General features: G+C 34.8%; 27 protein-coding genes and 3 tRNA genes. 17 read left to right on the top strand and 13 right to left on the bottom strand.

The annotated features are described in order from the left end of the window. Positions 1-64: 64 nt before the first annotated feature. Positions 65-1,195 (bottom strand): tRNA guanosine(34) transglycosylase Tgt, encoded by a 1,131-nt coding sequence (gene tgt / locus J3495_RS11920; protein WP_210666780.1) that lies wholly within the window; start codon positions 1,193-1,195, stop codon positions 65-67. A 388-nt stretch (positions 1,196-1,583) separates the two neighbouring features. Between tgt and J3495_RS19205 the strand changes: the two genes are divergently transcribed. From J3495_RS19205 to J3495_RS11940, 5 genes are all read left to right on the top strand, one after another. Continuing rightward, positions 1,584-1,790 (top strand): hypothetical protein, encoded by a 207-nt coding sequence (locus tag J3495_RS19205; RefSeq protein WP_236025456.1) that lies wholly within the window; start codon positions 1,584-1,586, stop codon positions 1,788-1,790. Next, a complete protein-coding gene (locus J3495_RS11925; RefSeq protein WP_236025457.1) occupies positions 1,735-2,268 on the top strand; it encodes a GDSL-type esterase/lipase family protein in 534 nt (177 codons plus the stop codon). Before J3495_RS19205 ends, J3495_RS11925 begins: the two co-directional genes overlap by 56 nt. A gap of 158 nt (positions 2,269-2,426) precedes the next feature. Further along, entirely contained in the window at positions 2,427-2,738 is a 312-nt protein-coding gene (locus J3495_RS11930) for a hypothetical protein (RefSeq protein WP_210666781.1), read from the top strand. 266 nt (positions 2,739-3,004) lie between these two features. Further along, positions 3,005-3,853 (top strand): transketolase, encoded by an 849-nt coding sequence (locus tag J3495_RS11935; protein ID WP_210666782.1) that lies wholly within the window; start codon positions 3,005-3,007, stop codon positions 3,851-3,853. A gap of 71 nt (positions 3,854-3,924) precedes the next feature. Next, positions 3,925-4,878 (top strand): transketolase family protein, encoded by a 954-nt coding sequence (locus J3495_RS11940; protein ID WP_210666783.1) that lies wholly within the window; start codon positions 3,925-3,927, stop codon positions 4,876-4,878. Between the two features lie 80 nt (positions 4,879-4,958). On the opposite strand, the gene J3495_RS11945 is transcribed toward J3495_RS11940, so the two are convergent. Further along, a complete protein-coding gene (locus J3495_RS11945; RefSeq protein WP_210666784.1) occupies positions 4,959-6,113 on the bottom strand; it encodes an FKBP-type peptidyl-prolyl cis-trans isomerase in 1,155 nt (384 codons plus the stop codon). 79 nt (positions 6,114-6,192) lie between these two features. Between J3495_RS11945 and J3495_RS11950 the strand changes: the two genes are divergently transcribed. Together J3495_RS11950 and J3495_RS11955 are read left to right on the top strand one after the other, a co-directional pair. Further along, the gene (locus J3495_RS11950) at positions 6,193-6,582 is read left to right on the top strand and encodes an RNA-binding S4 domain-containing protein (protein WP_210666785.1); all 390 of its coding nucleotides are present in this window, start codon (positions 6,193-6,195) and stop codon (positions 6,580-6,582) included. A 100-nt stretch (positions 6,583-6,682) separates the two neighbouring features. Continuing rightward, positions 6,683-7,183 (top strand): phosphoribosyltransferase domain-containing protein, encoded by a 501-nt coding sequence (locus J3495_RS11955; protein WP_210666786.1) that lies wholly within the window; start codon positions 6,683-6,685, stop codon positions 7,181-7,183. Here the strand turns inward: J3495_RS11955 and J3495_RS11960 are convergent. Continuing rightward, positions 7,175-7,693: a shikimate kinase gene (locus J3495_RS11960; RefSeq protein WP_210666787.1), complete on the bottom strand. Its 519-nt coding sequence runs from the start codon at positions 7,691-7,693 to the stop codon at positions 7,175-7,177. The two genes, J3495_RS11955 and J3495_RS11960, sit on opposite strands and share 9 nt — an antisense overlap. Positions 7,694-7,820: 127 nt before the next feature. On the opposite strand from J3495_RS11960, the gene J3495_RS11965 reads away from it, so the two are divergent. The 5 genes from J3495_RS11965 (at position 7,821) to J3495_RS11985 (ending at position 10,294) form a co-directional block, all read left to right on the top strand. After that, positions 7,821-7,893 (top strand) — tRNA-Lys (locus tag J3495_RS11965). Between the two features lie 37 nt (positions 7,894-7,930). After that, positions 7,931-8,003: transfer RNA gene (locus J3495_RS11970), tRNA-Lys, on the top strand. A 42-nt stretch (positions 8,004-8,045) separates the two neighbouring features. After that, positions 8,046-8,128 (top strand) — tRNA-Leu (locus J3495_RS11975). Between the two features lie 328 nt (positions 8,129-8,456). Then, positions 8,457-9,356, top strand: a complete 900-nt coding sequence (locus J3495_RS11980; RefSeq protein WP_210666788.1) for an NAD(P)H-binding protein — start codon at positions 8,457-8,459, stop codon at positions 9,354-9,356. A gap of 17 nt (positions 9,357-9,373) precedes the next feature. Further along, positions 9,374-10,294 (top strand): helix-turn-helix domain-containing protein, encoded by a 921-nt coding sequence (locus tag J3495_RS11985; RefSeq protein ID WP_210666789.1) that lies wholly within the window; start codon positions 9,374-9,376, stop codon positions 10,292-10,294. Positions 10,295-10,363: 69 nt separating this feature from the next. On the opposite strand, the gene J3495_RS11990 is transcribed toward J3495_RS11985, so the two are convergent. The 10 genes from J3495_RS11990 to J3495_RS12035 form a co-directional block, all read right to left on the bottom strand. Continuing rightward, on the bottom strand, positions 10,364-10,546 hold the full coding sequence (locus tag J3495_RS11990; RefSeq protein ID WP_210666790.1) for a hypothetical protein: 183 nt from the start codon (positions 10,544-10,546) through the stop codon (positions 10,364-10,366). Between the two features lie 402 nt (positions 10,547-10,948). Then, positions 10,949-12,133, bottom strand: a complete 1,185-nt coding sequence (locus J3495_RS11995) for a DUF3570 domain-containing protein (RefSeq protein WP_210666791.1) — start codon at positions 12,131-12,133, stop codon at positions 10,949-10,951. A gap of 18 nt (positions 12,134-12,151) precedes the next feature. Further along, positions 12,152-12,328 carry a DUF4266 domain-containing protein gene (locus tag J3495_RS12000; protein ID WP_229976335.1) on the bottom strand — a complete coding sequence of 59 codons (177 nt, stop codon included), beginning with the start codon at positions 12,326-12,328 and terminating at the stop codon, positions 12,152-12,154. Between the two features lie 53 nt (positions 12,329-12,381). After that, positions 12,382-13,275: an FAD:protein FMN transferase gene (locus J3495_RS12005; RefSeq protein WP_210666793.1), complete on the bottom strand. Its 894-nt coding sequence runs from the start codon at positions 13,273-13,275 to the stop codon at positions 12,382-12,384. 40 nt (positions 13,276-13,315) lie between these two features. Further along, a complete protein-coding gene (locus J3495_RS12010; RefSeq protein WP_210666794.1) occupies positions 13,316-13,750 on the bottom strand; it encodes a thioredoxin family protein in 435 nt (144 codons plus the stop codon). Between the two features lie 114 nt (positions 13,751-13,864). Then, positions 13,865-14,554, bottom strand: a complete 690-nt coding sequence (locus J3495_RS12015; protein WP_210666795.1) for a VIT1/CCC1 transporter family protein — start codon at positions 14,552-14,554, stop codon at positions 13,865-13,867. An 11-nt stretch (positions 14,555-14,565) separates the two neighbouring features. Beyond that, positions 14,566-15,003, bottom strand: coding sequence for a DUF2231 domain-containing protein (locus tag J3495_RS12020; protein ID WP_210666796.1), 438 nt, complete (start codon positions 15,001-15,003; stop codon positions 14,566-14,568). A 32-nt stretch (positions 15,004-15,035) separates the two neighbouring features. Continuing rightward, a complete protein-coding gene (locus J3495_RS12025) occupies positions 15,036-16,163 on the bottom strand; it encodes an efflux RND transporter periplasmic adaptor subunit (RefSeq protein ID WP_210666797.1) in 1,128 nt (375 codons plus the stop codon). A gap of 8 nt (positions 16,164-16,171) precedes the next feature. Next, complete coding sequence (locus tag J3495_RS12030) at positions 16,172-20,512, bottom strand: CusA/CzcA family heavy metal efflux RND transporter (protein ID WP_210666798.1); 4,341 nt, start codon at positions 20,510-20,512, stop codon at positions 16,172-16,174. Between the two features lie 90 nt (positions 20,513-20,602). Beyond that, positions 20,603-20,983 (bottom strand): hypothetical protein, encoded by a 381-nt coding sequence (locus J3495_RS12035; RefSeq protein WP_210666799.1) that lies wholly within the window; start codon positions 20,981-20,983, stop codon positions 20,603-20,605. 605 nt (positions 20,984-21,588) lie between these two features. Between J3495_RS12035 and J3495_RS12040 the strand changes: the two genes are divergently transcribed. The 5 genes from J3495_RS12040 to J3495_RS12060 all read left to right on the top strand — a co-directional run bounded on the left by J3495_RS12040 (position 21,589) and on the right by J3495_RS12060 (position 26,508). After that, positions 21,589-22,089: a tetratricopeptide repeat protein gene (locus J3495_RS12040; RefSeq protein WP_210666800.1), complete on the top strand. Its 501-nt coding sequence runs from the start codon at positions 21,589-21,591 to the stop codon at positions 22,087-22,089. A 135-nt stretch (positions 22,090-22,224) separates the two neighbouring features. Beyond that, positions 22,225-23,184 carry an ion channel gene (locus J3495_RS12045; protein WP_210666801.1) on the top strand — a complete coding sequence of 320 codons (960 nt, stop codon included), beginning with the start codon at positions 22,225-22,227 and terminating at the stop codon, positions 23,182-23,184. A gap of 74 nt (positions 23,185-23,258) precedes the next feature. Beyond that, positions 23,259-24,158, top strand: coding sequence for a MerR family transcriptional regulator (locus J3495_RS12050; protein WP_210666802.1), 900 nt, complete (start codon positions 23,259-23,261; stop codon positions 24,156-24,158). Between the two features lie 38 nt (positions 24,159-24,196). Then, positions 24,197-25,666, top strand: a complete 1,470-nt coding sequence (locus J3495_RS12055) for a phytoene desaturase family protein (RefSeq protein ID WP_210666803.1) — start codon at positions 24,197-24,199, stop codon at positions 25,664-25,666. A 2-nt stretch (positions 25,667-25,668) separates the two neighbouring features. After that, positions 25,669-26,508 carry a phytoene/squalene synthase family protein gene (locus J3495_RS12060; protein WP_210666804.1) on the top strand — a complete coding sequence of 280 codons (840 nt, stop codon included), beginning with the start codon at positions 25,669-25,671 and terminating at the stop codon, positions 26,506-26,508. Positions 26,509-26,514 lie beyond the last annotated feature (6 nt).

Genomic DNA, 26,514 nt, shown 5'->3' on the forward strand with positions numbered 1-26,514 from the left:
GTTTAATCGATTATTTGTTTAATCGTTTAACCGAATAACCGATTAAACAAATCAACATATCCTTTTATAGTCTTTGACTCATATTTTTAACCATCATTTCTTTCCATGGTCTAAAATCGCCTGCTAAGATATGTTTTCTAGCCTCACGAACCAACCACATATAAAAACCTAAATTATGAATGGTTGCAATTTGCTTTCCTAAATACTCATTAGCAGCAAATAAATGACGCAAATATGCTTTTGTATACTCTGTATCAACAAAAGTATGTCCCATTTCGTCAATTGGAGAAAAATCAGCCTCCCATTTTTTATTTTTGATATTGATCGTTCCGTTTGATGTAAATAACATACCATTTCTGGCATTACGCGTTGGCATAACACAATCAAACATGTCAATTCCTAACGCAATATTTTCTAAGATATTTATCGGAGTTCCAACTCCCATCAAATAACGCGGTTTGTCTTCCGGCAAAATTTCGCACACCACTTCGGTCATAGCATACATTTCTTCGGCAGGTTCTCCTACCGATAATCCGCCAATCGCATTCCCTTGCTGACCAGAATTTGCAATATATTCGGCAGATTGTTGGCGTAAATCTTTATACGTACTTCCCTGAACAATAGGAAAAAATGTTTGCTCATACCCATATTTATACGGCACTTTATCCAAATGGCTGATGCAACGATCCAACCAGCGGTGTGTCATGTGCATCGAGCGCTGCGCGTATCTGTAATCACAAGGATAAGGCGTGCATTCATCAAAAGCCATGATAATATCAGCCCCAATAGTACGCTGAATTTCCATTACATTCTCTGGCGTAAAAAAATGATACGAACCATCAATATGCGACTTAAACTTTACTCCTTCTTCCTTAATTTTTCTGTTATTAGAAAGAGAATATACCTGATAACCTCCAGAATCTGTCAAAATATTACGATCCCAGTTCATAAATTTATGCAATCCGCCTGCTTTTTCAAGAATTTCTGTCTGTGGACGCAAATACAAATGATACGTATTTCCAAGAATAATATCCGGATTAATATCTTCTTTTAGTTCACGTTGGTGCACTCCTTTTACCGAAGCAACTGTTCCAACAGGCATAAAAATAGGCGTTTCGATCACGCCGTGATCTGTCGTAATACTCCCCGCTCTGGCTTTTGATTGCGGATCTTTTTGTAATAAATCAAACTTCATCTGTTTCTTTTTTCAGTCGGCAAAGATAGGTTAATTTGAGGGAAATTTTATTAATTAGAAAATTTGTCAATTCATAAAACGGGTACGCCTCCAAACACACCAAAACAAACTCCAAAATCTTCAATCTAAATTCTTCAATCTAAAATCTCCTTCGGGCGTTACCCAAGGGTCGGGCTATCCACTATATCTTTTGTTCTAGACTATTAGTTGTTCAGAAAGACGTTTAGGCTATCACAAAAGGATGCCGTTATTATCCCTAACGCAAAAAAAGACCTAAAAGTTTCATAAGAAATTTCTAAATTTGACTAAAAAACAACATTCAATTCTTTACTTGGAAAGAAATAGAAAAATCAATATTTTACATCCTATTTTTAGCAACAAAACCCAAATGAACAAAAAAATAATCATCGCATTACTTCTTATCGTAACCAAAACCTTCAGCCAAGAAATGAAAACAGACTGGGCCAATATTTCAAAATATTCTAAAGAAAATCAAACTTTAAAACTTGATAAAACTACCGAAAACCGAATAGTGTTCATTGGAAATTCTATCACCGAAGGCTGGAAAATCAGTGATCCCGATTTTTTTTTCTAACAAAAACTACATCAACAGAGGTATTAGCGGACAAACCTCATCGCAAATGTTAGTGCGCTTTCGCCCCGACGTTATTGCTCTTAAACCCAAATTGGTTGTAATTCTTGCTGGAATTAATGATATTGCCCAAAATAATGGACCGATAGCACTCGAAGACATTTTTGGAAATATCATTTCGATGGTTGAGCTAGCCAAACAAAATAAGATTAGAGTAATACTTTCTTCTGTTTTACCAGCTTACGATTTTGCATGGAGAAAAGGCTTAGAACCAGCAGAAAAAGTAATAAAACTAAATAGTATGATAAAAAATTATTGCGAAGAAAATCAAATTGTGTATGTAGATTATTTTTCTGCAATGGTTGACCAAAGAAACGGTCTGGATGAAAAATACACCCAAGACGGTGTACATCCAACTTTAGTAGGATATAAAACAATGGAACCATTATTAGAAAAAGCAATTAGAAAAGCTTTAAAATAAACTTACAAAACAGTAATTTTAAATTACATTTTTTACTATTTATGTGTTAAAAATTAGTGATGTTAAAGCTGTGAATACTGCAAGATACTGATTCAAAAATATAACAATGCAACAACTTTGATTGCATAACTTTATAGAATACAGTAAAAACAGTAATAATGAAAAATTCAGAAGAAAAAAAATCAGGAAGCGAAAATGAAATCGAAAAAAATCTTGAGCAATTAAACTATCCCGCTTCAGAGGACATTTACAATCAAGAAGAAAAACTAGAAAACACTGATCCCGAAAAAATTACGAACGAAGAAACGATAGATAAAAAAGAGGGAGAATGGAACGAAAATACTTTTAACATTGACGAAAAAGAAAAACCCGAAGATGATTTAGATGTTCCTAATAATGAAACTGAAGATGAGGAAGAAATTGACTCAGAAGAGGAAGAAAACAACTCTTACAGAAAAAGTTACGATTAACTGTTCTCATAAAAACACCTTTAAAGCCTTGAAAAATCAGGGCTTTTTTTATTTTTCTATTTTTTTAAAAAAAACACATTTTTTACGTCAAATCTGCAACATAATGTATTTTACAGTTCATAAAAATCAAAAGAGCACTATTTTTTTTCTACTATTTGTAAAAAAATATTTAAAATGCAACAATTTTGATCAACTAAAGCAAAAAATGATTTGTCTTACCGCAAAATAAAAATTACTTTTGCATCAGTTTAACTTTTACATATAAAATGAAGCCTAACACACAACAATTAAGCGATTTAACTATCCAAGTAAGAAGAGATATTCTTCGAATGGTACATGCTGTCAACTCAGGACACCCAGGCGGTTCACTAGGTTGTACAGAATTTTTGGTAACACTTTACCAAAACATCATGGACCGCAAAGAAGGTTTTGATATGGACGGAATTGGAGAAGATATCTTCTTCCTTTCAAACGGACACATTTCACCAGTATTTTATAGTGTTTTAGCTCGTAGTGGATATTTTCCAGTTTCAGAACTTGCGACTTTTAGATTATTAAACTCTCGTCTGCAAGGACACCCAACCACTCACGAAGGATTGCCTGGAATACGTATGGCATCTGGTTCTTTGGGACAAGGTTTATCTGTAGCACTTGGAGCGGCACAAGCAAAAAAATTAAATGGTGATCAGCACTTAATTTACACTTTACACGGTGACGGAGAATTACAGGAAGGTCAAAATTGGGAAGCAATCATGTATGCTTCTGCTAAAAAAGTAGACAACTTAATTGCTACTATTGACGTTAACGGAAAACAAATTGACGGAACAACTGATGAAGTTCTTGCCATGGGAAGTCTTCGCGCTAAATTTGAAGCTTTTGATTGGGATGTTTTAGAAATTGCCGAAGGAAATAATATTGATGCTATCATTGCCGGGCTAACAGATGCAAAATCAAGAACCGGAAAAGGAAAACCAGTTTGTATTTTATTACACACCGAAATGGGTAATGGTGTAGATTTTATGATGCACACGCATGCTTGGCACGGTAAAGCGCCAAACAATGACCAATTAGCAAATGCTTTGGCTCAAAACACATCGACTTTAGCAGATTATTAAAAAAGCTTTAAGCTTTAAGCAGGAAGCTTTATGCCTATTGCCGCAGCTTATTGTATACAGCAAATAAAAAAATGAAAAAATATACAAATACAGGAAGTAAAGATACCCGTTCTGGTTTTGGAGCAGGAATGACCGAATTAGGTCAGAAAAATGAAAAAGTAGTAGCATTATGTGCTGACTTAATTGGTTCATTAAAATTTGATGATTTTAAGAAAAACCACCCGGAGCGTTTTTTCCAAATTGGTATTGCAGAAGCGAACATGATTGGTATTGCCGCAGGTTTAACAATTGGTGGAAAAATTCCTTTTACAGGAACTTTCGCTAACTTTTCTACAGGGAGAGTTTACGATCAAATTCGTCAATCGGTTGCTTATTCTGATAAAAATGTAAAAATCTGTGCTTCTCACGCGGGTTTAACACTAGGTGAAGATGGAGCCACACACCAGATTCTGGAAGATATTGGTTTAATGAAAATGTTACCTGGAATGACCGTAATCAACACTTGCGATTACAATCAAACGAAAGCAGCGACTTTAGCATTGGCAGATCATCATGGCCCAGCTTATTTGCGTTTTGGACGTCCAGTTGTACCTAACTTTATGCCTGCTGACGAGCCGTTTGTAATTGGAAAAGCAATTTTATTAAACGAAGGAGCCGATGTTACCATTGTAGCAACAGGACACTTGGTTTGGGAGGCACTTATTGCTGCCGAAGCTTTGGAAGCAAAAGGAATCTCTGCCGAAGTAATCAATATTCACACTATAAAACCACTTGACGAAGAAGCTATCTTGAAATCATTGGCTAAAACTAAATGTGTGGTTACTGCCGAAGAACACAATATTTTAGGAGGACTAGGAGAAAGTGTTTCAAGAGTATTGGCTTTACACCATCCGGCTCCACAAGAGTTTGTTGCAGTAAACGACAGTTTTGGCGAATCTGGAACTCCAGAACAATTAATGGAAAAATACAAACTAAACAATCAAGCGATTGTTGAAGCTGTAGAAAGAGTGATCAAAAGAAAATAATTTTTTACTTTCTTACTTTATACAAAAAAACCTCGAAAAATCATTTTCGAGGTTTTTTTTAATGGTTAAAACAAAACTTATTACGGCTTCGCTGTATGATGTGCTTTATCAAGATGTATTCTCAATCTTCCGGAAGAAGTGTAATCTGGCTCGCCTGTTGCCGCAAATGCCGGAATACCTTTTGGTTCACTATTTAAACTTTCATTTATATTAGGAGTAGCTGGATCATCTTCTACAGTAAAAGCATTGTAAGGATAATATTTACTCGGCCCAAAATTAACGCCATTTACTACTCCAACTTCTGTGGTTGGCTTGGTTATCTCAAGTTTAGTTGTAAAACTATCCCCATCATCATCAACATCTATAAAATCAGGAATTCCGTCACCATCTGTATCATCAGGATTTGTAGCGGGTGTAGTTGGATATAAAGTGGTGCTACGGTAATCATAAACATAACCATCGTGATTAAGATCTTCTAAATAATCAGGAATACCATCAGCATCATGATCCAATCTGGTAATCTTATACAATTTAAAACTAAAAACTAAGGGAGAATATGAAGGTATTGTACCATTACCTGTATAATATCCTAAAGCAGACGGAAGAAACATCACTCCTGCGCCAAAATCTTTGTACACTACAGTTCCGTCAGTATTTGAATTGGAATCAACTGAACCCGATTTAAATTCTGGAAAAACCTCACTCCAACCCGTTACAACACCTGTTAAGTCAAAAAAAGATTGCGGGTACTTCACCTCTTCAAATGAGGTTGATTTTATATAAGCTGAATAAATTCCTTTTGCAGCAACATTAGTTAAATAACGACCACTATAAGATGTTAGAACACCATCTGTATTCATAGGAGATTCGCCAATACCTTCTCTTAAAACCAAATAATACAATTCAAAATCTACTCCGTATAAATTAACTATTTTAGATTTTAACTGAGGAAAAGTTGCAGTTCCTACATTGGCCTTGTAAGACATAATAGGCACCTGAGTTGTGGCATCTTTGATAGAATCAATTTTAATATCCATATCTGACACATCTCCAGAATTTTCAGTAACTGTAATAAAATGAGTATTCAAATAGCTTTCAATAGTAGCTTTATCTGTTGCATACTGTACTGCAAAATCTCGTAATGGTTCAATTTCAGCATTATTATCACTTTTACTGCACGACACCAAACTTGCTCCTGCGATTAGTAAAATAAAAAAATATTTAATTTTATTCATTATTCTTAATTATTTAGGTGCGCAAGATACAATATTGATTTATTTTTGTAAAGATTTTAACTCCGATTTTAGAAAAAATATGAGAATAGACAAATACTTATGGTGCGTTCGATATTACAAGACTCGAAATATGGTTACAGAGGCCTGCAAAAAGAATCACGTTACCGTAAACGGACAAGTAGCAAAACCATCAAAAGAAGTTTTTCCTACTGATAAAATAACATTTAGAAAAGACCAGATCACCCAGATCATTACCGTTCTGGACATACCCGAAAATCGTGTGGGCGCTAAACTGGTTGATATATATAGAAAAAACGAGACGCCTGCAGAAGCATACGCACATCTCGAACTACTAAAATTATCAAAAGAGCACTATCGTAAAAACGGAACCGGAAGACCAACGAAAAAAGACCGCCGAGACATTGACGAATTTGGAAATGAAATATTTGACGAAGAGGAAACAGAATAGATTCTAATATTTTTAAATTCCAAATTCTAAAAACCTGAAATCTTCCATCTAAAATCTTCCATCTAAAATTCAATTTGTATTTTAGCACAAAAAATAAATCATGAGCCAAAACATCATCTTAACAAATCAGGAAATCGAGCATAAAATAAAACGTATCGCTTACCAAATCTACGAGACTTTTGTCGACGAAGAAGAGGTAATTATTGCCGGAATTGCATCAAATGGATATGTTTTTGCAGAAAAACTAGCTGCAGCATTGAGCAAAATTTCGACTTTAAAAGTTTCTTTGTGCGAAGTTATTATCGATAAGCAAAATCCAAAATCACCTATAAAAACTTCATTAGCAGCTACCGAATACACCAATAAAGGATTAGTTTTGGTAGATGATGTACTAAACTCGGGCACGACATTAATTTATGCCGTTCGACACTTTTTAGATGTTCCTTTAAAGAAATTCAAAACAGCAGTACTTGTTGATAGAAACCACAAAAAATACCCTGTAAAAGCCGATTTTAAAGGAATCTCACTTTCTACCTCTTTGTTAGAACATGTACAAGTTGTTTTTGACAAAAACGGTTCTAGTTATGCTTTTTTAAGCTAAAAGAGCCAAGATATCCTGAACAGTTTCATCAGCTGTTTTACCATCGACAGAAACTTTGTTCTGAGCCTGATTGTAATAAAAACTTCTATCGAATAAATGTTTGGCGATAAATTCTCTCATTTCATCCTCATTCATCGAAGCGATAAGAGGTCGTTTGCTTTTATTATGCACCAATCGATTATACAAGGTCTCAATTGAGGCTTTTAAATAAATTGAGATGACATCTTCTCTTTTTAATAATTCGTGATTGTTGGCATAACAAGGCGTTCCTCCTCCCAAACCGATGATACTCTTTTCTGAAGACTGAAGCAATTCTAAAAAAATTTGGTGTTCTAATTTTCTAAAATAAATTTCTCCGTGTTCTTCAAAAATTAAATTTATCGATTTTCTTGCTCTTTCTTCGATACAAATATCTAAATCCAAAAAAGGAATATTGGTTATTTTTGATAATTTTTGGGCAATAGTAGACTTACCAGACCCCATATACCCTAATAATATAATTTTTTTCATTCTAATAAAACCCTATAAACTAGAGCATTGTAAACTTTGGTTAAAAAAACACAAATTTATAATAAAAATGCTTGCAAATAATAAAATAAACTCCTTATATTTGCACCCGCATTCAAGGATCGAATATGACTCGATAGCTCAGTTGGTAGAGCACATCACTTTTAATGATGGGGTCCTGGGTTCGAGCCCCAGTCGGGTCACAAATTGTGACTCACAATATAAGATTCTTAATGCAATGACTCGATAGCTCAGTTGGTAGAGCACATCACTTTTAATGATGGGGTCCTGGGTTCGAGCCCCAGTCGGGTCACAAAAGGTCGAGTATTTATTTACTTGACCTTTTTTTATTCAAGGCCACGTGGAGAAACGGTAGACTTGCCATCTTGAGGGGGTGGTGCTCGTAAGGGCGTGTGGGTTCAAATCCCACCGTGGTCACTACAACAAACAAAAAGCCTGAGAATTTAGATTCTCAGGCTTTTTTATAATTCAAAATTCTCTCAATATTTTTGGATCAACACGGATCAAGACGAAAACCTGTGGAGTGATAAAAATTATGCATAAATAGTAGTGAGTCTAAAAAGGAAGTATTCCACATTTCTAACACCTCAAAATACTACATGCAAAATACTTTTTGTTTAATTTTAACAACACTCAAATCTAAAATAGTCTTAACAATAATAAAAGGCTACTTAAAAAGTTGATTTGGCTATTTTTAAACTTCAAATGTTACTGAAATTTGCATCATTAATTAAATATAAAAAAGATGAAAATTATTGTAACAGGTTCTTTAGGGAACATCGGGAAGCCATTAACACAAGAGCTAGTGCAAAAAGAACATCAAGTAACTGTAATAAGCAGCAATGCTGAAAAAACAAAATCAATTAAAGATTTAGGAACTGTTGCTGCTATTGGCTCATTGAATGATTTGGATTTTCTTGTAAACACGTTTAAAGATGCTGATATTGTTTATAGCATGGTTCCTCCAGCAAATTACTTTGATCATAGTTTGGATTTACTAGGTTATTATCAAAAATTAGGCAACAACTATGCTAAAGCGATTAAACAAAATGCAATTAAAAAAGTCATTAATCTGAGTACAATTGGAGGCAATTTGAATAACGGAAACGGTATACTTCTTGGAGCACATCATGTAGAAAATATTTTAAACAATTTATCTGCAGATGTTGCTATAACACATATTCGCCCAACAGAGTTTTACTATAATTTATTACCACAAATTCATTCGGCAAAAAACAATGGTTTTATAGGTTCAAATATCGGTAAAGATGTGGTAAACTCATGGGTTTCACCAATAGACATTGCGGCCGCGATTGTTGATGAAATTGAAAACGGAATTTCAGGAAGAAATGTTCGTTATGTCGCTAGTGAAGAATTAACTTATACTGAATTAGCGCGTATTCTTGGTGCTGCAATTGGCAAAGAAGACTTGAAATGGGTTCAATTTACTGATGAAGAAATGCAAAACGGCCTTATAGAAATGGGTATACAACCAAAAATCGCTGCTGGTTTAACCGAAATGTATTCTGCTATTCATACGGGTTTTTTGTATGAAGATTATAAAGCAAATAAACCAAAGGAAATCGGTAAGATACAATTGAAAGATTTTGCTAAGGATTTTGCAAACGCTTATAATTCGCTATAAATGTTTATTTTTGAGAAATGAAAAGCAATTCAATTCATAAATTTAAAACCATTAGTGAGTACCATCGATACAGAGGGTTACCTCAGCCTGAACATCCCTTAATCAGTTTAATCAATTTTGAAGAAATGAAGTATTCGGGTGAAGAAAGTCCGATTAGTTGGTCTATGGATTTTTATTCAATTGCTCTAAAACGAAATATTAATGGTAAAATTAAATACGGTCAACAAAAATACGATTTTGATGAAGGTATTTTGTTTTTTATTGCTCCAGGACAAATTTTCAGTATAGAAGCTGAGAAAAGTAAGGTTTTTCAAACTACAGGATGGATGTTACTTGTTCATCCTGATTTTTTATGGGGAACAAGTTTGGCACAAAAAATAAAAAAATACGATTATTTTGACTACTCCATAAACGAGGCTTTGTTTCTTTCAGAAAAAGAAGAAACCAGTATTATCAATATGTTACAGAATATCAAACAAGAGTACCAATCAAATATTGACTCGTTCAGTCAAGATTTAATTATTGCACAATTAGAGTTATTACTAAAGTATGCTGATAGATTTTACAATCGCCAGTTTCTAACCCGAAAAATTAGTAATCACCAAATTTTAACTCGTCTGGAAGCATTATTAGATACTTATTTTGAACATGATGATGTAACAATAAAAAGTTTACCAACGGTCAATAGTATTGCCGAAACGCTCCATGTATCTCCCAATTATTTAAGTTCGATGCTCAAAGTATTGACTGGGCAAAGCACACAACAACATATTCATAATAAATTGATAGAAAAAGCAAAAGAAAAATTATCAACTACCAATTTATCTATTTCAGAGATTGCTTTTCAGTTGGGATTTGAGCACTCTCCTTCCTTTAGCAAATTGTTTAAAGCTAAAAGTGGCGTTTCTCCTTTAGAGTTTAGAAATTCTTTTAATTAAAAAAATGGCGCTTTAAAATGGGCGATGATATAAAAGAGCGATAAAGAATATATATTTTAGAGCTATAACTTATTCTAAAAGGTTACTTTCTCTAATAATTTTTCTAATTTCTTTTTGAAAATAATAGGCATTCTCAAAATTTTCATTTGCTTGATTTTCTATGACAATAACGCTAGTTTTAGTTTTTGGATAATATAGATTAACCGCTGTAAATCCTTCACTTGGATGATAACCTGTATGACCAATCTCCATTATACTGTCTTTGTCATTTATTCTTAACCCAAATTTACCTTTTATACTTCAGTTTAAGGTTTGAATTTGAGTATTATTTTTTAACGAATATAAGAATTATCCTTAACAAAAATGATTATATTCTAAGTAAATGTAGGTTATAAAACAAAGAAATAAAAAGTAATCTAACCGCTGAAATCAGGAGCTTATTTGTAGTTTTCACACACTGAATACTTGCTATTTTGACTATAAATTACTAAAAAGAGGAAATGTTATTGTATTCAAAACTTAGAAGCAAAACAATGGTCATAACAATAAAAAAACCGAATCAATTATACCAAAATATAATTGACCGGTTGTATTAATGAAATCGTATACAATTATCATTTTTTTTGCAGCCTGTAGTTCAGTTACTACTCTTGACTACTTGTATTTAATATTGATACTAATAATGTCCGAAGTCATGTTCGTCGTTCTGGTGTAATGTCCGTAACGAATCTCTAAGGTATTCCAGTGTTTAAGGCCAAAGACTCCGTTGGGCGGCGTAAATTTCATTCCCATTCCAAAAAAGCTACTGTCAAACTTAGACAAATCATAGTTGCTGGTGTAATATTCATCAGCAGCAGTATGCGCTCCGTAGGGCTTAAAATATTTGGCCCCTGTTTGGGAATAATATCTATAAAACGGACTCAATGAAAAAGCCTGAGTTAATTTTACAGGAATTTCAAGATCGGCCGTATGCGCTTGCAAATTCCAGTCATCTGTATAATATCGGTAATACGCCCTAATAATTACATTGTCACCTACAAAATAACTCGCTCTAAGTCCCAAAGGAATTTTTAGCCTTGTATCGGGCATTTTTTCCTGATGAACAGATCCGTCTGCAAAATATACCCTGTGAAAAGGAAGACTTAAATAGCCATTTTGACTAATAACATCGCCTACCAGCATAACCTGAAGCCTTTGGTTGATGATTTGAGAATAACTCAGGGTTCCCGCAAAAGTATTTCGGCTAGCACTATCATAACCTCCGCCTCCGGGAGTTCGAAGCTCAATGGGTTCGATAAGTTTTAACTGATCGATAAAGGTTTGTAATTTGGCTGTAAATTCTCCGTTTTTGTCTTTTGTTTTTTTCGAAAAACTAATATTCCCTCCAAAAGATTGGTAATCAAACTCCGTTGAAGACGAAACTCCAACGGCTAAAGTCTGCCCTTTTTCTTCGTTTTCTCTGATATAAGTTAAGGAAGGATAAAAACGATTGTCTCCTGAAGATGCTGATGAATTGGCACTCAAATCGATCATATCTGAAGAAGCAGAGGTATAATGATCGATACCCGCTTCAATATCAAAAGTATGTTTTATACCTGTTTCTCCGTACTTTACCAATTTTACATCAATAGTATTGGCGATATCAGTAAGGTGCTGAGAACCTATCCCTCCGGTAACAGCAGCATTGTTTCCGTCTTGTGTGTAATAACTAGAAACTAGATTTACTTCTTCTATTTTTAATTTTTTGCTTTTATAACTTGTAGAATCTGTAGGCACATTTTGTGCTCTTGCCTGAAAAAGTCCCAACAAAGCAAGTCCTGTAATAAATATTCTTTTCATTTTTTTATCGAATAAGAATTAGTTGCAACCACAGCCACCGCCGCTTTTACCTGCATTTGCTCCGGAAGCGCCTTCACGGTAGGATTGAAAACTGAGTTCTGTTTTTTCGATTTTTCTGTTAGAAAGCACCATTTCAGAATCGTTAATTTTACCTTTTTGGTATTCTTTTACCGAAGTGCAAGAAGTAAGCAACATGCCTGTAAAAACAATGCTACATAAGAATGCGATTTTTTTTTGCTTTGGCTTTTTCATTTTAAATTTATGTTTTTAGAAGTATAAATTTTATTATTGTCATCAATGATAATACAATATAAATCAGGTATTTGATCTATTAAATACAATCCAGCTTTGATGCCCATAACAGCTATTGGAGTTGCCATTGCATCTGCAAATTCTGCATTTGAAGCAATAATCGTAACACTTTTAATGCCTGTTATAGGCAAGCCTGTTTTTGGGTCTATCGTATGCGAATATTTTTTGCCCTGAATGGTCACGAACTTTTCATAATTCCCCGAAGTAGCTACTGCTTTATTGGATATTTCCATATACGAAAATGCAGCATTTGGAGCATCTGGATCTGCTACGCCAATCGTCCATTTTTTGCCATTAGGCTGTACTCCCCAAGCCGAAAGGTCACCACTGGCATTAATGATTCCGCTTTCAACATGATTTTTAAGTAAGGTTTGTTTCGCCATTTCGGCGGCATATCCCTTTCCTATTCCTCCAAAACCAATACGCATTCCTTTTTCTTTTAAAAATACGGTTGTATTTTCTTTGTCAAGGATAATGTTTCGGTAATCAATAAGATGTACCATTTTTAAAGCCGTTTCTGCATCAGGAAGCTGGGTCATGGATTGATCAAAATTCCAAAGACTTTTGTCTATACTACCATAAGAAATATCAAAAGCACCTTGAGTAATTCTCGATATTCCCAGACATCTTTCGATAAGATTAAAAACTTCAGCATCGACTTTTACAGGAGCAATACCAGCATTTTGGTTAATCAGATTGGTTTGACTATCCTCCTTGTATGTCGTCAGGAGTTTTTCAATTCGCCTGATTTCTTCAATAGCAAGCTGAATATTCTCATTGCCTATCTTCTCATTTTGAGCCACAACAGTAATCGTAAAGTTGTTTCCCATGAGTTTCAGGGATTGCGAATATTTTTGTTTTTTCTGTATGTTATTTTCTACTATCACAGATTGCTTTTATTTCGGCAGTCCACTCTTCTGGACTGGTTTCTGGTTTTCCATGCCAGGTTTTGATTACTTTGCCATCGGCATCAAGAAGCAACGTGAGCGGAAAACTTCCTTCTTTGTTGTATCTCTCGGCTAAATCCTCATTGCGTTTTACTTGCTCAGGAGTACCGATATTTTTCTTTTTTCTGGGAAAATCAGCATTCACTAAAATTAAATTTTTATCTGCCATGTCCGAAAAAACAGAACTTTCAAGATAATCCCTTCGCAATACAATACAGGGGCCACACCAGTCTGAACCGGAAAAGTTCAGCAAGATTAATTCATTTTTTTCCTTTGCCTTTTTTTTGGCATTATTAAAGTCGGGTTCCCAATTAATAGGAAGCACTATTAATAAGAGGAACAATGCAATTAGTTTCATTTTGTAGATTGTTTTTAGATATTTACGAAATAACGAATAGTAAATAGGTTTATTTTTTTTATTTGCTTAAGATTCGATTAATTTTTAAAATAAGCTTAATTTATTTATTTATTTTCAACTAGTTTGAACACCAAACAGATAACCAACAAGAGCCGACATCGCCATTGCAAAAGTGCCCCAAATGCAAATGCGCATTATCGCTTTTAAAACATTTGAACCACCAGCTTTGGCCGCTAACATTCCCGAAAAGGCCAAAAAGAGTATCGAAAATCCGTATTGGTAAAGAACCATTTCTTTTATAGGAGCAAAAATGGCTACCATAAGCGGCAATAAACCTCCTATTACAAATGAAACCGCCGAAGCAAAAGCAGCAGTTAACGGATAAGCCTGGGTGATTTCATTGATTCCTAATTCATCTCTTGCATGCGCTCCAAGGGCATCAAAAGAAGTAAGTTCTTTGGCGACCTGTTGGGCTAGTTCTTTGTTTAATCCTCGCTTAACGTAAATTTGAGCCAATTCTTCAAGTTCGGATTCTGGAACCGTTTCGAGTTCCATTTTTTCACGTTTCAAATCTGCTTTTTCTACATCAGCCTGAGAACTTACCGAAACATATTCGCCAGCCGCCATCGAAAGTGCTCCAGCCACCAAACCTGCCACTGATGCCAATAAAATAGGCTCTCTAGTAACACTTGCAGCTGCAACGCCAATGGCTAAACTGGTTGTGGATAAAATTCCGTCGTTGGCTCCTAAAACGGCTGCCCTGAGCCAGCCGCTTCTGTTGATATAATGATTTTCATTTTCCATAATTCTACCGTTTATCTAATTTCAGAATGTCTGATTTCGCCACCAGTTGTACCCGTTTGTTGTGCAAAGAATAAAACTATAAATGAGCAGACAATCACGGCGTAAGCAACATAATTTGAATACGATTTTCTTTTCCAGTTGCTCCACAATGCGAGTACAGAGATTATGCCCAATACATACGATAAAAGAGCCAGCAATTCTGCTTTTTCTTCATGTTCATGAATTATACTTTTAGAAATTCCATCCATGTGTTCTACAACTTCTTCGGCTCCTTCTCCTGTCGCCATAGCTGCAAAAGCCGCCAGTGCGCCAAATATAAAGATGCAATAGGCTGTTCTTTTTATAATTTCAGACTTTACAATAAATCCGCCGATGATCACCATCAAACCTACAATTGGGAGAATAATAGGAAAGTGATTCAATACTAAGTGATAATGTGCTTCGTTCATACTATTTTTTTTTTTTTAAAATTGTTATTATTTTATTCTTCTTTATTCTTCATTTTCATCAAAAGAGTATAAGCTCCATTGGTAACTATTTTTTTGTTTTTAAGTTTTTCAGGGTTTAAAATTTCTAAATACCCATTTTCTTTTTCACCTGTGGTAACTTCTGTTATTTCGTACCGCTGCTTACCTGATTCTACAAAGACATACTCTTTATTTTCAAAATTTACAATACTTAATTCTGGTAATGCATTGGCAATACCAGCTGTGGTCTCAATTTCGGCATTCATATACATTCCCGGCAAAAGGTATTTGTCATATTTTGAAAAATGGCAATGAACCTCTGTATTTCCTGTGGCATTAATGTCTTTATTAATTAATATAATGGTGCATTCATACTTTTTGTTAGGTGCCGCATTACTGTACGCTATTACTCTTTGTCCGATGGCGAGCTGTGCAATGTTCTTATCAAAAACAGTAAGATTTAAATGAATGTCGCTTGGATCTATAAGTTCGAACATTACTTCGCCAGGAGTGATATATTTGCCAATATTGATATTAACCTTACTCACAAAACCTGTTACAGCGCTCAAAATCACGATACTTTTAGAGATTTTATTTGCCGATAAATTATTCGGATTGATATTAATCAGTTTCAGTTTTTCTGATAAAGCATTGACCGTTATACGAAGATTACTCACCTCAGATTCGGCTAGTTGTGTAACCTTGTCGCTACTGGCTTTGGTCTGGTTAAGATCTTTTTGACGTGCAAATTCGAGCTCTGCAAAATGCAGTTTAGATTTTGCTAGGAGAAAATCCTGCTGCAACTGTACATACTGCTGATCCTGCAAAGTTGCAATAACTTCTCCTTTTTTTACATGCATACCCGGTAAGAGCTTACTGTTTATTAAATATCCTCCCATAGGAGCATTTACAGATACTAAATTCTGCGGCGGCACGTCTATTTTTCCATTCAGTTTTATGGTGGTAGAGATGTTTTTTTCTGTTAGTTCTTCAGTTGATATTCCTGCATTTTTGAACTGTGCATCCGTAAGTGTGACACTATTTTCGTTAGCCGGTTTTTGCTCTATTTCCTGATTCTCTTTTGTGTTTTTACATGCGCTTACAATAAATAGCATGCTTAAAAACAATGATATATTTTTCATCTAATGTATTAATTTGAAGTGATAAAGTTAAGTTCGATACTGCTCTCATTTAATAATCGTACAGCTTCTAAATAATTATTTTGAATACTAATTGCCTGATTGACTACCATTACAAAATCCAGAAAATTAATTTCGCCATTGCTAAATTGCCTGCTGGCTGTCTCTTTAATCAAAGTGGCATTTTTTAAACCTGTATCTTCAAAATAGTGTGTTACCTCGCTATTACTTTTATAAGTAGCCATTAATTGTTTGTAGCGTGTTTGCAAAATTTGCCTTTGCATTTCGTACTGGTTTTCTGCAATACTTTCGCCTACCTTAGACGCTTTTATTTTAGCACTTTGGCTTCCTGTAAAAATAGGTATGCCTAATCCTGCCTGTATCGAGCTAAAGCGATTGCTCGCATCATAATAATTATTGTCGGGTCCCATACCTCTAAAACTATTATTAAAATAACCTATCGTAAGATCAGGCCAGTATTTGGATTTCTCCAATTCTGTTTGTGCTATGGCATTACTTTTCTGCTGTTGCGAAAGTTTTAAAAGCATATTGTTATCAATTCCTCCATTCATCAGAAGAAGTGGATATTTTAAACTTTTTTCCGAAGGTATCACGGAAACTTCCGAGTTTAAAAGTATTTGCAGTTCCAGTAAATTAGCTTGTATTTCCTGTTGCAATTGCATCAATTGTATGGTAATTGCAGTGCGCTGATTTTCGGCAGTTGTTTTTTCCAGAATATTACTTTCGCCTTTTTGCAAACGAAGGTTTGCTTTTGCATAAAATTCACTAAATAGTGTATCGGCTTGTTGCAGTAGTTTTTCTTTTTCTTTAAAATATAAAAAAGTATAAAACGCATTTGTTACCGCTTTTTTAGTTTCCAGTTCTTTTAACGAAGTATTCAATTCTGACGTTTTCCACTGTTCAGATAAAAGCTGTTTTTGCTTTTTGTAAATAGTAGGAAAAGCAATGGTTTGCGAAATACCAAATCGGGTATCATTGTAGGCACTATTTATTTGTCCTGCTTCTGCAAAAACGGTTGCTTTCGGAATATCAGCAGCCGATTTTATAAGTGCTTGAGCATAGGCCGTTTTCAGTCTTTCGTTTTTAATAGTATTATTTTGCTCTGTTGCCATTTTTAAGGCGGTCTCCAAACTTATTTTTTCCTGTGCATGAGCACCGGAAAGTACAGAAAAGAAAACCACAACAACTGCTAATTTTTGTGTTAGATTCTTTGTTTTAAATCCTTTTTCGAACAAAATATAAAGCAAAGGCAATACAAACAAAGTTAGAAAGGTCGCCACCAGCAAACCACCTATTACTACTGTTGCCAGAGGGCGTTGTACTTCTGCACCAGCACCGTTGCTAAGTGCCATTGGTAAAAACCCTAAAGAAGCGACAAATGCAGTCATTAATACAGGGCGAAGTCTTGATTTTGTACCTGTTAAAACAATTTGAACCAGATTTTTCATGCCATTATTTTTAAGTCGGTTAAATTCCGCTATTAATACAATTCCGTTTAAAACGGCTACCCCAAATAAGGCTATAAAACCTACTCCGGCACTAATGCTAAAAGGCATTCCTCTAAGAGCAAGAAAAAATATCCCTCCAATAGCAGAGAGCGGAATTGCAGTATAAATAAGCAACCCATGTTTTACAGAGTTGAATGCAAAAAACAGTAAAATAAAAATTAAGATCAGCGAAACAGGTACGGCAATCATAAGACGATCTTTCGCTTGATTTAAATTTTCAAAAGCACCACCATAAGTAACATAATACCCTGTTGGTAGCTTTAATTGTTTCTCTACTTTGGCTTGCAGCTCCTTCACGATGCTTTGTACATCTCTGTCTTTTACGTTAAAACCAACCACGATTCTACGTTTTGTATCTTCACGCTGTATTTGGTTAGGACCGTTCTTAATTTCTACGGTAGCCAGTTGCGACAAAGGAACCTGACTACCGCCTGGTGTAGGAATTAGAAGATTTTGAATATCATCGATATCTTTTCTTTCAGTGGCATTTAAGCGTACGACCAAATCAAATCTTTTTTCCTGCTCAAAAACCAATCCCGTACTTTGTCCTGCAAAAGCAGTATTTATCACCTTGTTGATGTCGGCTATTGACAAACGATGTTGCGCAATTGCAGGTCGGTTGTAGGCTATAATTACTTGCGGCATACCTGCAATGGGTTCTATAAATAAATTTGCCGTTCCGTCTACTGTGGCAATAATTTTACCTAGTTTACTTGCTGTAACAGCCAGTGTATCGAGATTCTCTCCGAATATTTTAAGAACAACATCCTGTCTCGCTCCGGTCATCAACTCATTAAAACGCATTTGTACCGGAAATTGAAATCCAGTAGTAATTCCGGGCACATCTTCGAGAGCTTTGCTCATCTTTGCCGACAATTCATTAAAAGTTGTAGCAGAAGTCCATTCTTTTTTATCTTTCAAAATTACCATCATATCGCTGGCTTCCATTGGCATCGGATCTGTAGGCACTTCTCCACTCCCAATTTTCGTGACAACTTTTAATACTTCAGGAAACTGACTTTTTAAAATATGCGCTGCTTTTTGCGTACTTTCTATAGTTGTATTAAGATTACTGCCCGTAAGCACTCGAGTATCAACAGCAAAATCTCCCTCTTCAAGTGCCGGAATAAATTCGCCTCCCAGCGAAGTAAGCGTAATCACGGCCAAGACAAAAAGAAGCACAACGGTACCCAAAACGGCTTTAGGAAAACGAAGTACTTTTTTTAAGGTGCGCTGATAGCCATTTTCAAGATATTTCATCACTCGATCGGATGCATTTTCTTTGTGCACTGTTTTTTTACTTAGAAAAAAAGCACTCATCATCGGAATATAAGTCAGAGATAAAATAAAAGCGCCCAGCAGAGCAAAAGCGACTGTTTGTGCCATTGGTTTAAACATCTTACCTTCGATACCTTGTAAGGTAAAAATTGGCAGATACACTATTAATATTATTATTTGCCCAAAAACGGCACTATTCATCATTTTACTTGCCGAGCTTGTAACGGTTTTATCCATTTGTCCGGAAGTTAGAGAAGCGTGTTCCTTATATTGTTTGGTACTCGAAAGCTGATGCATAATGGCTTCTACAATTATCACAGCGCCATCTACAATTAAACCAAAATCCAAAGCTCCGAGACTCATCAGATTGCCGCTTACGCCAAAAAGATTCATCATACAAATTGCAAACAACATGGCCAGCGGAATTACCGATGCCACGAGCAATCCAGCCCTGAAATTACCCAGAAATAACACCAGAACAAACACCACAATTAAGGCACCTTCGAGCAAGTTTTTTTCGACTGTGCCAATGGCATTATTGACCATTTTTGTTCTGTCAAGAAACGGTTCAATTTCTACACCATCAGGTAATGTTTTTTGTATCTGGGCAATTTTTTCTTTTACATCCTTAATGACTTGGCTACTGTTGGCTCCTTTTAACATCATTACAATTGCGCCGGAAACCTCACCCTCGTCATTGTAACACATGGCGCCGTAACGTGTTGCAAAACCCGTTTTTACCTCAGCTACATCTCTTATAAATAAAGGAATATCGCTGTCTTTATTCTGGATAGCAATGTTTTCTATATCTTCAACATTTCCGATGAGACCTTCGCTGCGAATGTAGAGTACTGTTGGTCCTTTTTCTATATAAGAACCGCCTGTATTTTGATTGTTATTTTGAACAGCCGTAAAAACATCGTTAATCGTTAAACCATAAGCATGCAGTTTATCGGGGCTGATGCTGATTTCGTATTGCTTTAGCTTACCGCCAAAACTACTTACCTCAGCAACGCCTTTTACACCAAGAAGTTGTCGTCTGACGATCCAGTCCTGAATCGTTCTTAATTCGGTTACATCAAATTTTTGCTCAAACCCTTTTTTAGGTTTCACCACATATTGATAAATTTCGCCAAGACCTGTAGATATAGGCCCTAAGGTAGGCGTTCCAATGCCTTGCGGAATCTCATTTTGTACCTGCTGCAATCGTTCTGCAACTTGTTGTCGTGCCCAATAAATATCAATATCATCATCAAATACAATCGTTACGAGCGACAATCCAAATCTGGAAAAGCTGCGAATTTCCTTCATCCCCGAAATATTGCTGTTGGCCTGTTCTATAGGAAAAGTGACCAATCGCTCAATATCAGTCGCGCCAAATGAAGGTGCTATTGTAATAATCTGGACCTGATTGTTGGTTATATCAGGGACAGCATCAATAGGCAATCGGGTGGCTTGGTAGGTGCCATAGCCCATCAGGGCAATTATAAAAAGCCCTACGATGAGTTTATTCCTTACGGAAAACTCAATTATTTTAGTTAACATACGTTTATGTGTTAATCGTGATTATAAAAAGTAAAGCATAGCACAAAACACGCAATTTGTTGCGAAAATTTGTAAGCTATAAAAAAACGATTAACAATTTCTGGGAGGCTGCCAGATAGAAGAAAGAAAAGTTGAAGAATATAAAAAGGAATATGAATATAAATTCTCCTTTTTATATTTATAGTTTACTTTTTGTATTGTTTTAAATTCTTGTAATAATGGATAAAAGGCAATACAACAAATATTAGTATGTGATTTAAAAGGAAGTTTCATGTCTTTTTCATAATCGTCATCAAAAACATCTTGACCTTGATAATGAAGACGTAAAAAACCCAAAATAGTTAGTTTAGTGTTTTTTTCCTTGTGTTCCACAAAATGTTCTACCATCAGCGGCACTTTTAATAATTCACCTAACTGTGTTATTGACAGCAGGTAAACAGATAAAAACAATATGGATAAATATTTTTTCACATAACAAATATAGCTAATATTCTTATAATATCTTTCGTGATTTGCTGTTTAGAAGTGTTGTAAATAATACTTAATTTACAGCAATGTCTTTCTTTAAATCTCTTTAAGATATGATTCCAGAGACACACATGTAGTAATTAAAAGCATCAACATCCAATACTATCAAAATGAGCAGAGTAAGTCATGAAAGCAAAAACTTGCTATCATCCCTAAAGTCTTATCATAAAAGTTTCTAATTTATAACTTCATAAAATCAATTAAAAGGCCAATGTCGAAAAAAACAAACGATATGATTGATATTTTTTTAGACTTTAACTGCAGCGACTTAAAAGACTTAAATATAAAGCAAGTAAACTCTAATAAAATATCTAGTAGTCTTCTTTATACTAATTTGCAAAAATAGATATCATAGTCATTTATATAAGTTGGCGTTTTTTTTTTAAAAGCTCACTATAAATTTCTAATAAAAAAAATCTTCAACAGGATACATTTCAAAATATATGAAATTCTTTAATTAATATTTCACAAAAGATGTTCTCTGACAAAACAAATCTTTACTATATTCGTTTTAGAATTAAACAACCTAACCCCAAATTAGATTTTTTATGAAACAGATCTTACTATCATTATTATTCCTGATCTCCTGCTCTTGTTGGGCACAATCAGCAACCGGCTATTTTGACAAAGCCATGAAAAAAGCCGAAGCAGGCAACACAAAAGGCGCCATCGACGACTACACCCGAGCCATTAAAATGAATTCTAAATTTGGAGAAGCATATCAAAACAGAGGTGTCGCCAGACTAAAACTCAATGATCTAAAAGGCGCGCTTGAAGATTTTAGCAAAGCAATCGAATTGGACACCATGAATACAGATGCTTTTACAGGAAGAGCCAACGTCAATTATAAATTGATGAATTATCGCGAAGCAATTGATGATTGCTCTGCATGTCTGGAAATGAATCCGAGAGATTATGTGGCCTACAACTTGCGTGGTTTGGCATATAATAAAACTGGAGACAAAAAAAATGCCTGTAAAGATTTTTCTAAAGCAATAGAATTGGGCAGCCAAAGCGCTATAAAAAACAGAGCGACTTTCTGCAAATAGCACTCAAAATCAATTATAAAACAAAGCAAACTACAAAAGAAATTTTATAGCTTGCTTTGTTTTTTTATTATGGTTTAGTGATATTCTTTTGTTTGAAAGATATTCATACATTTGCGAATTAACTTTCAATTTTCAATGGAACTTCTTAAAAAAGCCAATAATAAAGCACAAACAGACAAAAACTCAGGCTTTGGAACCAATGCCAATAGCTACGGCGGAAGATTTGTCAACAAAAACGGCACTCCAAATATCGAAAAAACAGGCATGCATTTTTTACGCCGCATTAGCTGGTACCATACGATGATTGACATGCCCAACTGGAAGTTTATGCTCATCTTATTTAGTTTTTATATTTCGATAAATTTTGTTTTTGCTGTAATCTATTACGCCATCGGAATTGAGCATCTGGATGGAATCGCAAAATCGGGAAGTGAATGGACGCAATTTGGACAAGCTTACTTTTTTAGTGCCCAAACATTTACTACAGTTGGTTACGGACACATCAGCCCAACAGGTTTCCTGACAAGTGCTTTGTCAGCGGCAGAGGCATTAATTGGATTACTGAGTTTTGCCATCGCCACAGGTTTATTTTTTGGGAGATTTAGCAAACCCACAGCCTTTTTAAAATTCTCGCACAATGCGTTAATTTCGCCTTATGGAGAAGGAAAAGCATTAATGATTCGGTTAGTTCCTTTTAAAAATACCAATTTTACAGATGCAAAAGCCAATATTACTTTAGGAATGAGCGTAGAGGAAGACGGAAAAAGAACTAACGCTTTTTATACTTTAGATCTGGAATTAAATAGCATTAATGCGCTTTCGTTAAGCTGGACTTTGGTTCATCCTATAACAGAAAGTAGCCCGTTATACAACTTTACTGAAGAAGATTTTAAAGAAACTCATGGCGAAATCCTGGTATTCATCACCACTTTTGATGATATGTTTAGTAATACAGTTGCGGCTCGAACTTCGTATACTTTTGAAGAAATTATCTACGGAGCAAAATTTGAAACCATGTATAACAGAAGCAAAGATGGCTCAAAAACGATTTTGCATTTGGACAAACTTAACCATTACAACTCAGTAAACCTTTAGTCACCTATCATTTTAGTCTGGTTTTATTTTTTTTATCAAATTTTATTCTACATTTGTTTATCAAATTATAAAGAATGATAAACAATATTAAAACTGTTTTCAGTATAAAAGACCTCGAAAACTTATCTGGCATTAAAGCACACACTATTCGCATCTGGGAAAAAAGATACAATATCCTTGAGCCTATGCGAACGGACACCAATATTAGACTTTATAATTTAAAAAATTTACAGAAATTATTAAACATTACATTACTGCATCAGTATGGTTATAAAATTTCAAAAATTGCTACTTATTCAGAAGAAAAAATTCAACAATTAATTCGAGAAATCATTTCGAAAAAAAATTCTCAGAATTTCGCTATAAATTCTTTCAAGATGGCTATGATGAATTTTGATCAGGAAATCTTCTTCAATACATTTGATTGGCTAATTTCAGAAAAAACATTCAAAGAGGTCTTCAAAGATCATTTTCTTCCTTTATTAAAAGAATTGGGCTTATTATGGCAGTCCGAAACCATCACACCTGCCAATGAACACTTTATGAGCCATTTAATTAAGCAAAAAATAATCATTCATACCGAAAGTTTACAAATTCTGAAACCAACCAAAACAGACAAAGTATTTGTGCTTTCGTTGCCACTTAACGAAATACATGAGATAGGCCTGTTATACTTGCAATACGAAATTCTGCTTCAAGGTTATAAAACGGTTTATTTAGGCGAAAGCATGCCGATAGAAAACCTGGAAGACCTGACCAAACATTTTGAGAACATCACCTTTGTTTCCTTTATGACCATCCAGCCCGATCGCAATATTATCAACCAATATGTAAAAACGATGGAAGAAAAACTACTTAAAGGCAATAACGAAATTTGGCTTATGGGCAGCATGACAGAACATATCGATCGTGACAATTTATCAGAGAAAATTCGAGTATTCAGTTCTATGGATGAAACAATTAATCAAATTTAATTTTTTTTGTTTTAAGTTTTTGTATATTTGTTAAACAAATGACAAAGACAATAGCAATAATAGGATCTGGTTTCTCTTCTCTCGCAGCCTCATGTTACTTGGCGCAGCAAGGGCATAAAGTAACTGTTTATGAGAAAAACGAAACCATTGGCGGAAGAGCCCGTCAATTAAAACAAGAAGGTTTTACCTTTGATATGGGGCCAAGCTGGTACTGGATGCCAGATGTCTTCGAACGGTTTTTTAATGATTTTGATAAAAAATCTGCCGATTATTATGAACTCATTAAGCTAAATCCTGCATACAGGGTTTATTTTGGCGTAAATGATTTCGTAAGTATTTTTGACAACCTCGAAGAAATCAAAACTACTTTTGAAAGTATTGAAAAAGGCAGTGGCAAAAAACTGGAAAACTTTATCAATCAAGCCAAAAGCAATTATGATGTTGCGATAAAAGATTTGGTCTACCGACCGGGTGTTTCTCCGCTGGAGTTAATAACACCTGAAACGGCATTAAAATTAAATCAGTTTTTTGGCACAGTTAGTAATGATATTAGAAAGAAGTTCAAAAACCAAAGATTAATTCAAATTCTAGAATTTCCAGTACTTTTTTTAGGAGCTAAACCAACCAAAACGCCATCATTTTACAATTTTATGAATTACGCTGATTTTGGTTTGGGTACGTGGCATCCTAAGACCGGAATGTTTGACGTCGTACGAGGCATGGAAAAACTCGCTACTGAATTGGGCGTCACCATCAAAACCAACTCGGTAATCGAAAAAATAATCGTCGAGCAAAAAACAGCCACAGCTATTGTAATTGGCGGGAAAGTGATAAAAGCTGATATTATTTTGAGTGGAGCCGATTATCACCATTCCGAAACTTTACTGGACGCCGAACATCGCAATTATTCTGAAAAATATTGGGACAGTCGCGTTTTCGCCCCTTCGTCTTTACTTTTTTATGTCGGTTTTGATAAAAAAATAGAGAATATAAGTCATCATGCTTTATTTTTTGATGTCGATTTTGATCAGCACGCTTCCGATATTTACGATAAGCCAAAGTGGCCTGAAGCTCCTTTATTTTATGCCAACTTTCCGTCAAAAACAGATACAACTGCCGCACCTGACGGAATGGAAAGCGGCTTTTTCCTCATTCCGTTGGCACCCGGAATTGATGATTCTGAAGATTTAAGAGAAGAATATTTTGATAAAATAATTACTCGTTTTGAAGAACTTACGCAACAAAAGATAAAAAATAACATTATATTTAAGAAATCATTTTGCAAAAACGATTTTGTGGCTGACTATAATGCGTACAAAGGAAATGCGTACGGCATGGCAAATACACTTTTACAAACTGCTTTTTTGCGACCAAAATTAAAAAGCAAAAAAGTAAAAAACTTATACTTTACAGGACAATTAACCGTTCCTGGACCTGGTGTTCCTCCTGCTTTAATTTCAGGAAAATTAGTAGCTGAATTAATTAAGAAATCAATCAGAACTCAATAAAAATGAAATCATTATTTGACACTGTTTCCTTTAAATGTAGCAAGTTGGTAACTAAAACCTACAGTACTTCCTTTTCTTTGGCGGTAAAAATGCTGTCGCCAACTATTCGCGACGCCATTTATAGTATCTATGGATTTGTGCGTTTTGCAGACGAAATTGTAGACTCTTTTCATGGTTATGATAAAGAAATTTTAATCGAAGATTTTGAAAAAGAGTATTACAAAGCAATCGAATTGAATATTAGCCTTAACCCTATTCTCAATTCATTCCAGCATACTGTAAGACAATACAACATCACAGATGATCTTATTCAGGCTTTTCTAAAAAGCATGAAATTAGACCTCATCAAATCGACTTACAGCTCCAAATCCGAGTACGAAGACTATATTTATGGCTCTGCCGATGTGGTAGGATTAATGTGCCTTAAAGTATTTGTAGACGGAAAAGAAGAAAAATATCAGCAGCTTAAAAGCGAAGCCATGCGATTGGGCTCGGCCTTTCAAAAGGTAAATTTTCTGAGAGATTTAAAAGATGATAATCTCGTTTTAAACCGAAATTATTTCCCGGGAGTTGACTTAAAAACATTTGATGAAAATGCCAAAACGGCCATCATCGCCGAAATCGAAGAAGATTTCAGAGTCGCTTACGAAGGTATCGTAAAATTGCCTATGGAAGCCAAATTTGGCGTTTACACAGCGTATGTTTATTATCAAAAACTATTAAAAAAACTCAAAAATACGCCGTATTACGAAATTGGAAACTCCAGAATCAGGGTTTCAAATTACACAAAAGCGGGACTTTTAGCACAATCTTTCGTAACTTATAAACTCAAGTTAGTTTAATATTTC

The sequence above is a fragment of the Flavobacterium geliluteum genome, from assembly GCF_017948595.1.
Classification (GTDB): Bacteria; Bacteroidota; Bacteroidia; order Flavobacteriales; family Flavobacteriaceae; genus Flavobacterium; species Flavobacterium flavipigmentatum.

Coding starts and splice junctions, on each gene's coding strand:
- tgt (WP_210666780.1), bottom strand. CDS start 1,195: ATGAAGTTTGATTTATTACAAAAAGATCCGCAATCAAAAGCCAGAGCG.
- J3495_RS11985 (WP_210666789.1), top strand. CDS start 9,374: ATGAAAAGCAATTCAATTCATAAATTTAAAACCATTAGTGAGTACCAT.
- J3495_RS11950 (WP_210666785.1), top strand. CDS start 6,193: ATGAGAATAGACAAATACTTATGGTGCGTTCGATATTACAAGACTCGA.
- J3495_RS12005 (WP_210666793.1), bottom strand. CDS start 13,275: ATGGGAAACAACTTTACGATTACTGTTGTGGCTCAAAATGAGAAGATA.
- J3495_RS12040 (WP_210666800.1), top strand. CDS start 21,589: ATGAAACAGATCTTACTATCATTATTATTCCTGATCTCCTGCTCTTGT.
- J3495_RS12010 (WP_210666794.1), bottom strand. CDS start 13,750: ATGAAACTAATTGCATTGTTCCTCTTATTAATAGTGCTTCCTATTAAT.
- J3495_RS11935 (WP_210666782.1), top strand. CDS start 3,005: ATGAAGCCTAACACACAACAATTAAGCGATTTAACTATCCAAGTAAGA.
- J3495_RS12045 (WP_210666801.1), top strand. CDS start 22,225: ATGGAACTTCTTAAAAAAGCCAATAATAAAGCACAAACAGACAAAAAC.
- J3495_RS11945 (WP_210666784.1), bottom strand. CDS start 6,113: ATGAATAAAATTAAATATTTTTTTATTTTACTAATCGCAGGAGCAAGT.
- J3495_RS12060 (WP_210666804.1), top strand. CDS start 25,669: ATGAAATCATTATTTGACACTGTTTCCTTTAAATGTAGCAAGTTGGTA.
- J3495_RS12020 (WP_210666796.1), bottom strand. CDS start 15,003: ATGAACGAAGCACATTATCACTTAGTATTGAATCACTTTCCTATTATT.
- J3495_RS11940 (WP_210666783.1), top strand. CDS start 3,925: ATGAAAAAATATACAAATACAGGAAGTAAAGATACCCGTTCTGGTTTT.
- J3495_RS12025 (WP_210666797.1), bottom strand. CDS start 16,163: ATGAAAAATATATCATTGTTTTTAAGCATGCTATTTATTGTAAGCGCA.
- J3495_RS12055 (WP_210666803.1), top strand. CDS start 24,197: ATGACAAAGACAATAGCAATAATAGGATCTGGTTTCTCTTCTCTCGCA.
- J3495_RS12030 (WP_210666798.1), bottom strand. CDS start 20,512: ATGTTAACTAAAATAATTGAGTTTTCCGTAAGGAATAAACTCATCGTA.
- J3495_RS11990 (WP_210666790.1), bottom strand. CDS start 10,546: ATGGAGATTGGTCATACAGGTTATCATCCAAGTGAAGGATTTACAGCG.
- J3495_RS11930 (WP_210666781.1), top strand. CDS start 2,427: ATGAAAAATTCAGAAGAAAAAAAATCAGGAAGCGAAAATGAAATCGAA.
- J3495_RS12050 (WP_210666802.1), top strand. CDS start 23,259: ATGATAAACAATATTAAAACTGTTTTCAGTATAAAAGACCTCGAAAAC.
- J3495_RS12000 (WP_229976335.1), bottom strand. CDS start 12,328: ATGTTGCTTACTTCTTGCACTTCGGTAAAAGAATACCAAAAAGGTAAA.
- J3495_RS19205 (WP_236025456.1), top strand. CDS start 1,584: ATGAACAAAAAAATAATCATCGCATTACTTCTTATCGTAACCAAAACC.
- J3495_RS11960 (WP_210666787.1), bottom strand. CDS start 7,693: ATGAAAAAAATTATATTATTAGGGTATATGGGGTCTGGTAAGTCTACT.
- J3495_RS12015 (WP_210666795.1), bottom strand. CDS start 14,554: ATGGAAAATGAAAATCATTATATCAACAGAAGCGGCTGGCTCAGGGCA.
- J3495_RS11980 (WP_210666788.1), top strand. CDS start 8,457: ATGAAAATTATTGTAACAGGTTCTTTAGGGAACATCGGGAAGCCATTA.
- J3495_RS11955 (WP_210666786.1), top strand. CDS start 6,683: ATGAGCCAAAACATCATCTTAACAAATCAGGAAATCGAGCATAAAATA.
- J3495_RS11995 (WP_210666791.1), bottom strand. CDS start 12,133: ATGAAAAGAATATTTATTACAGGACTTGCTTTGTTGGGACTTTTTCAG.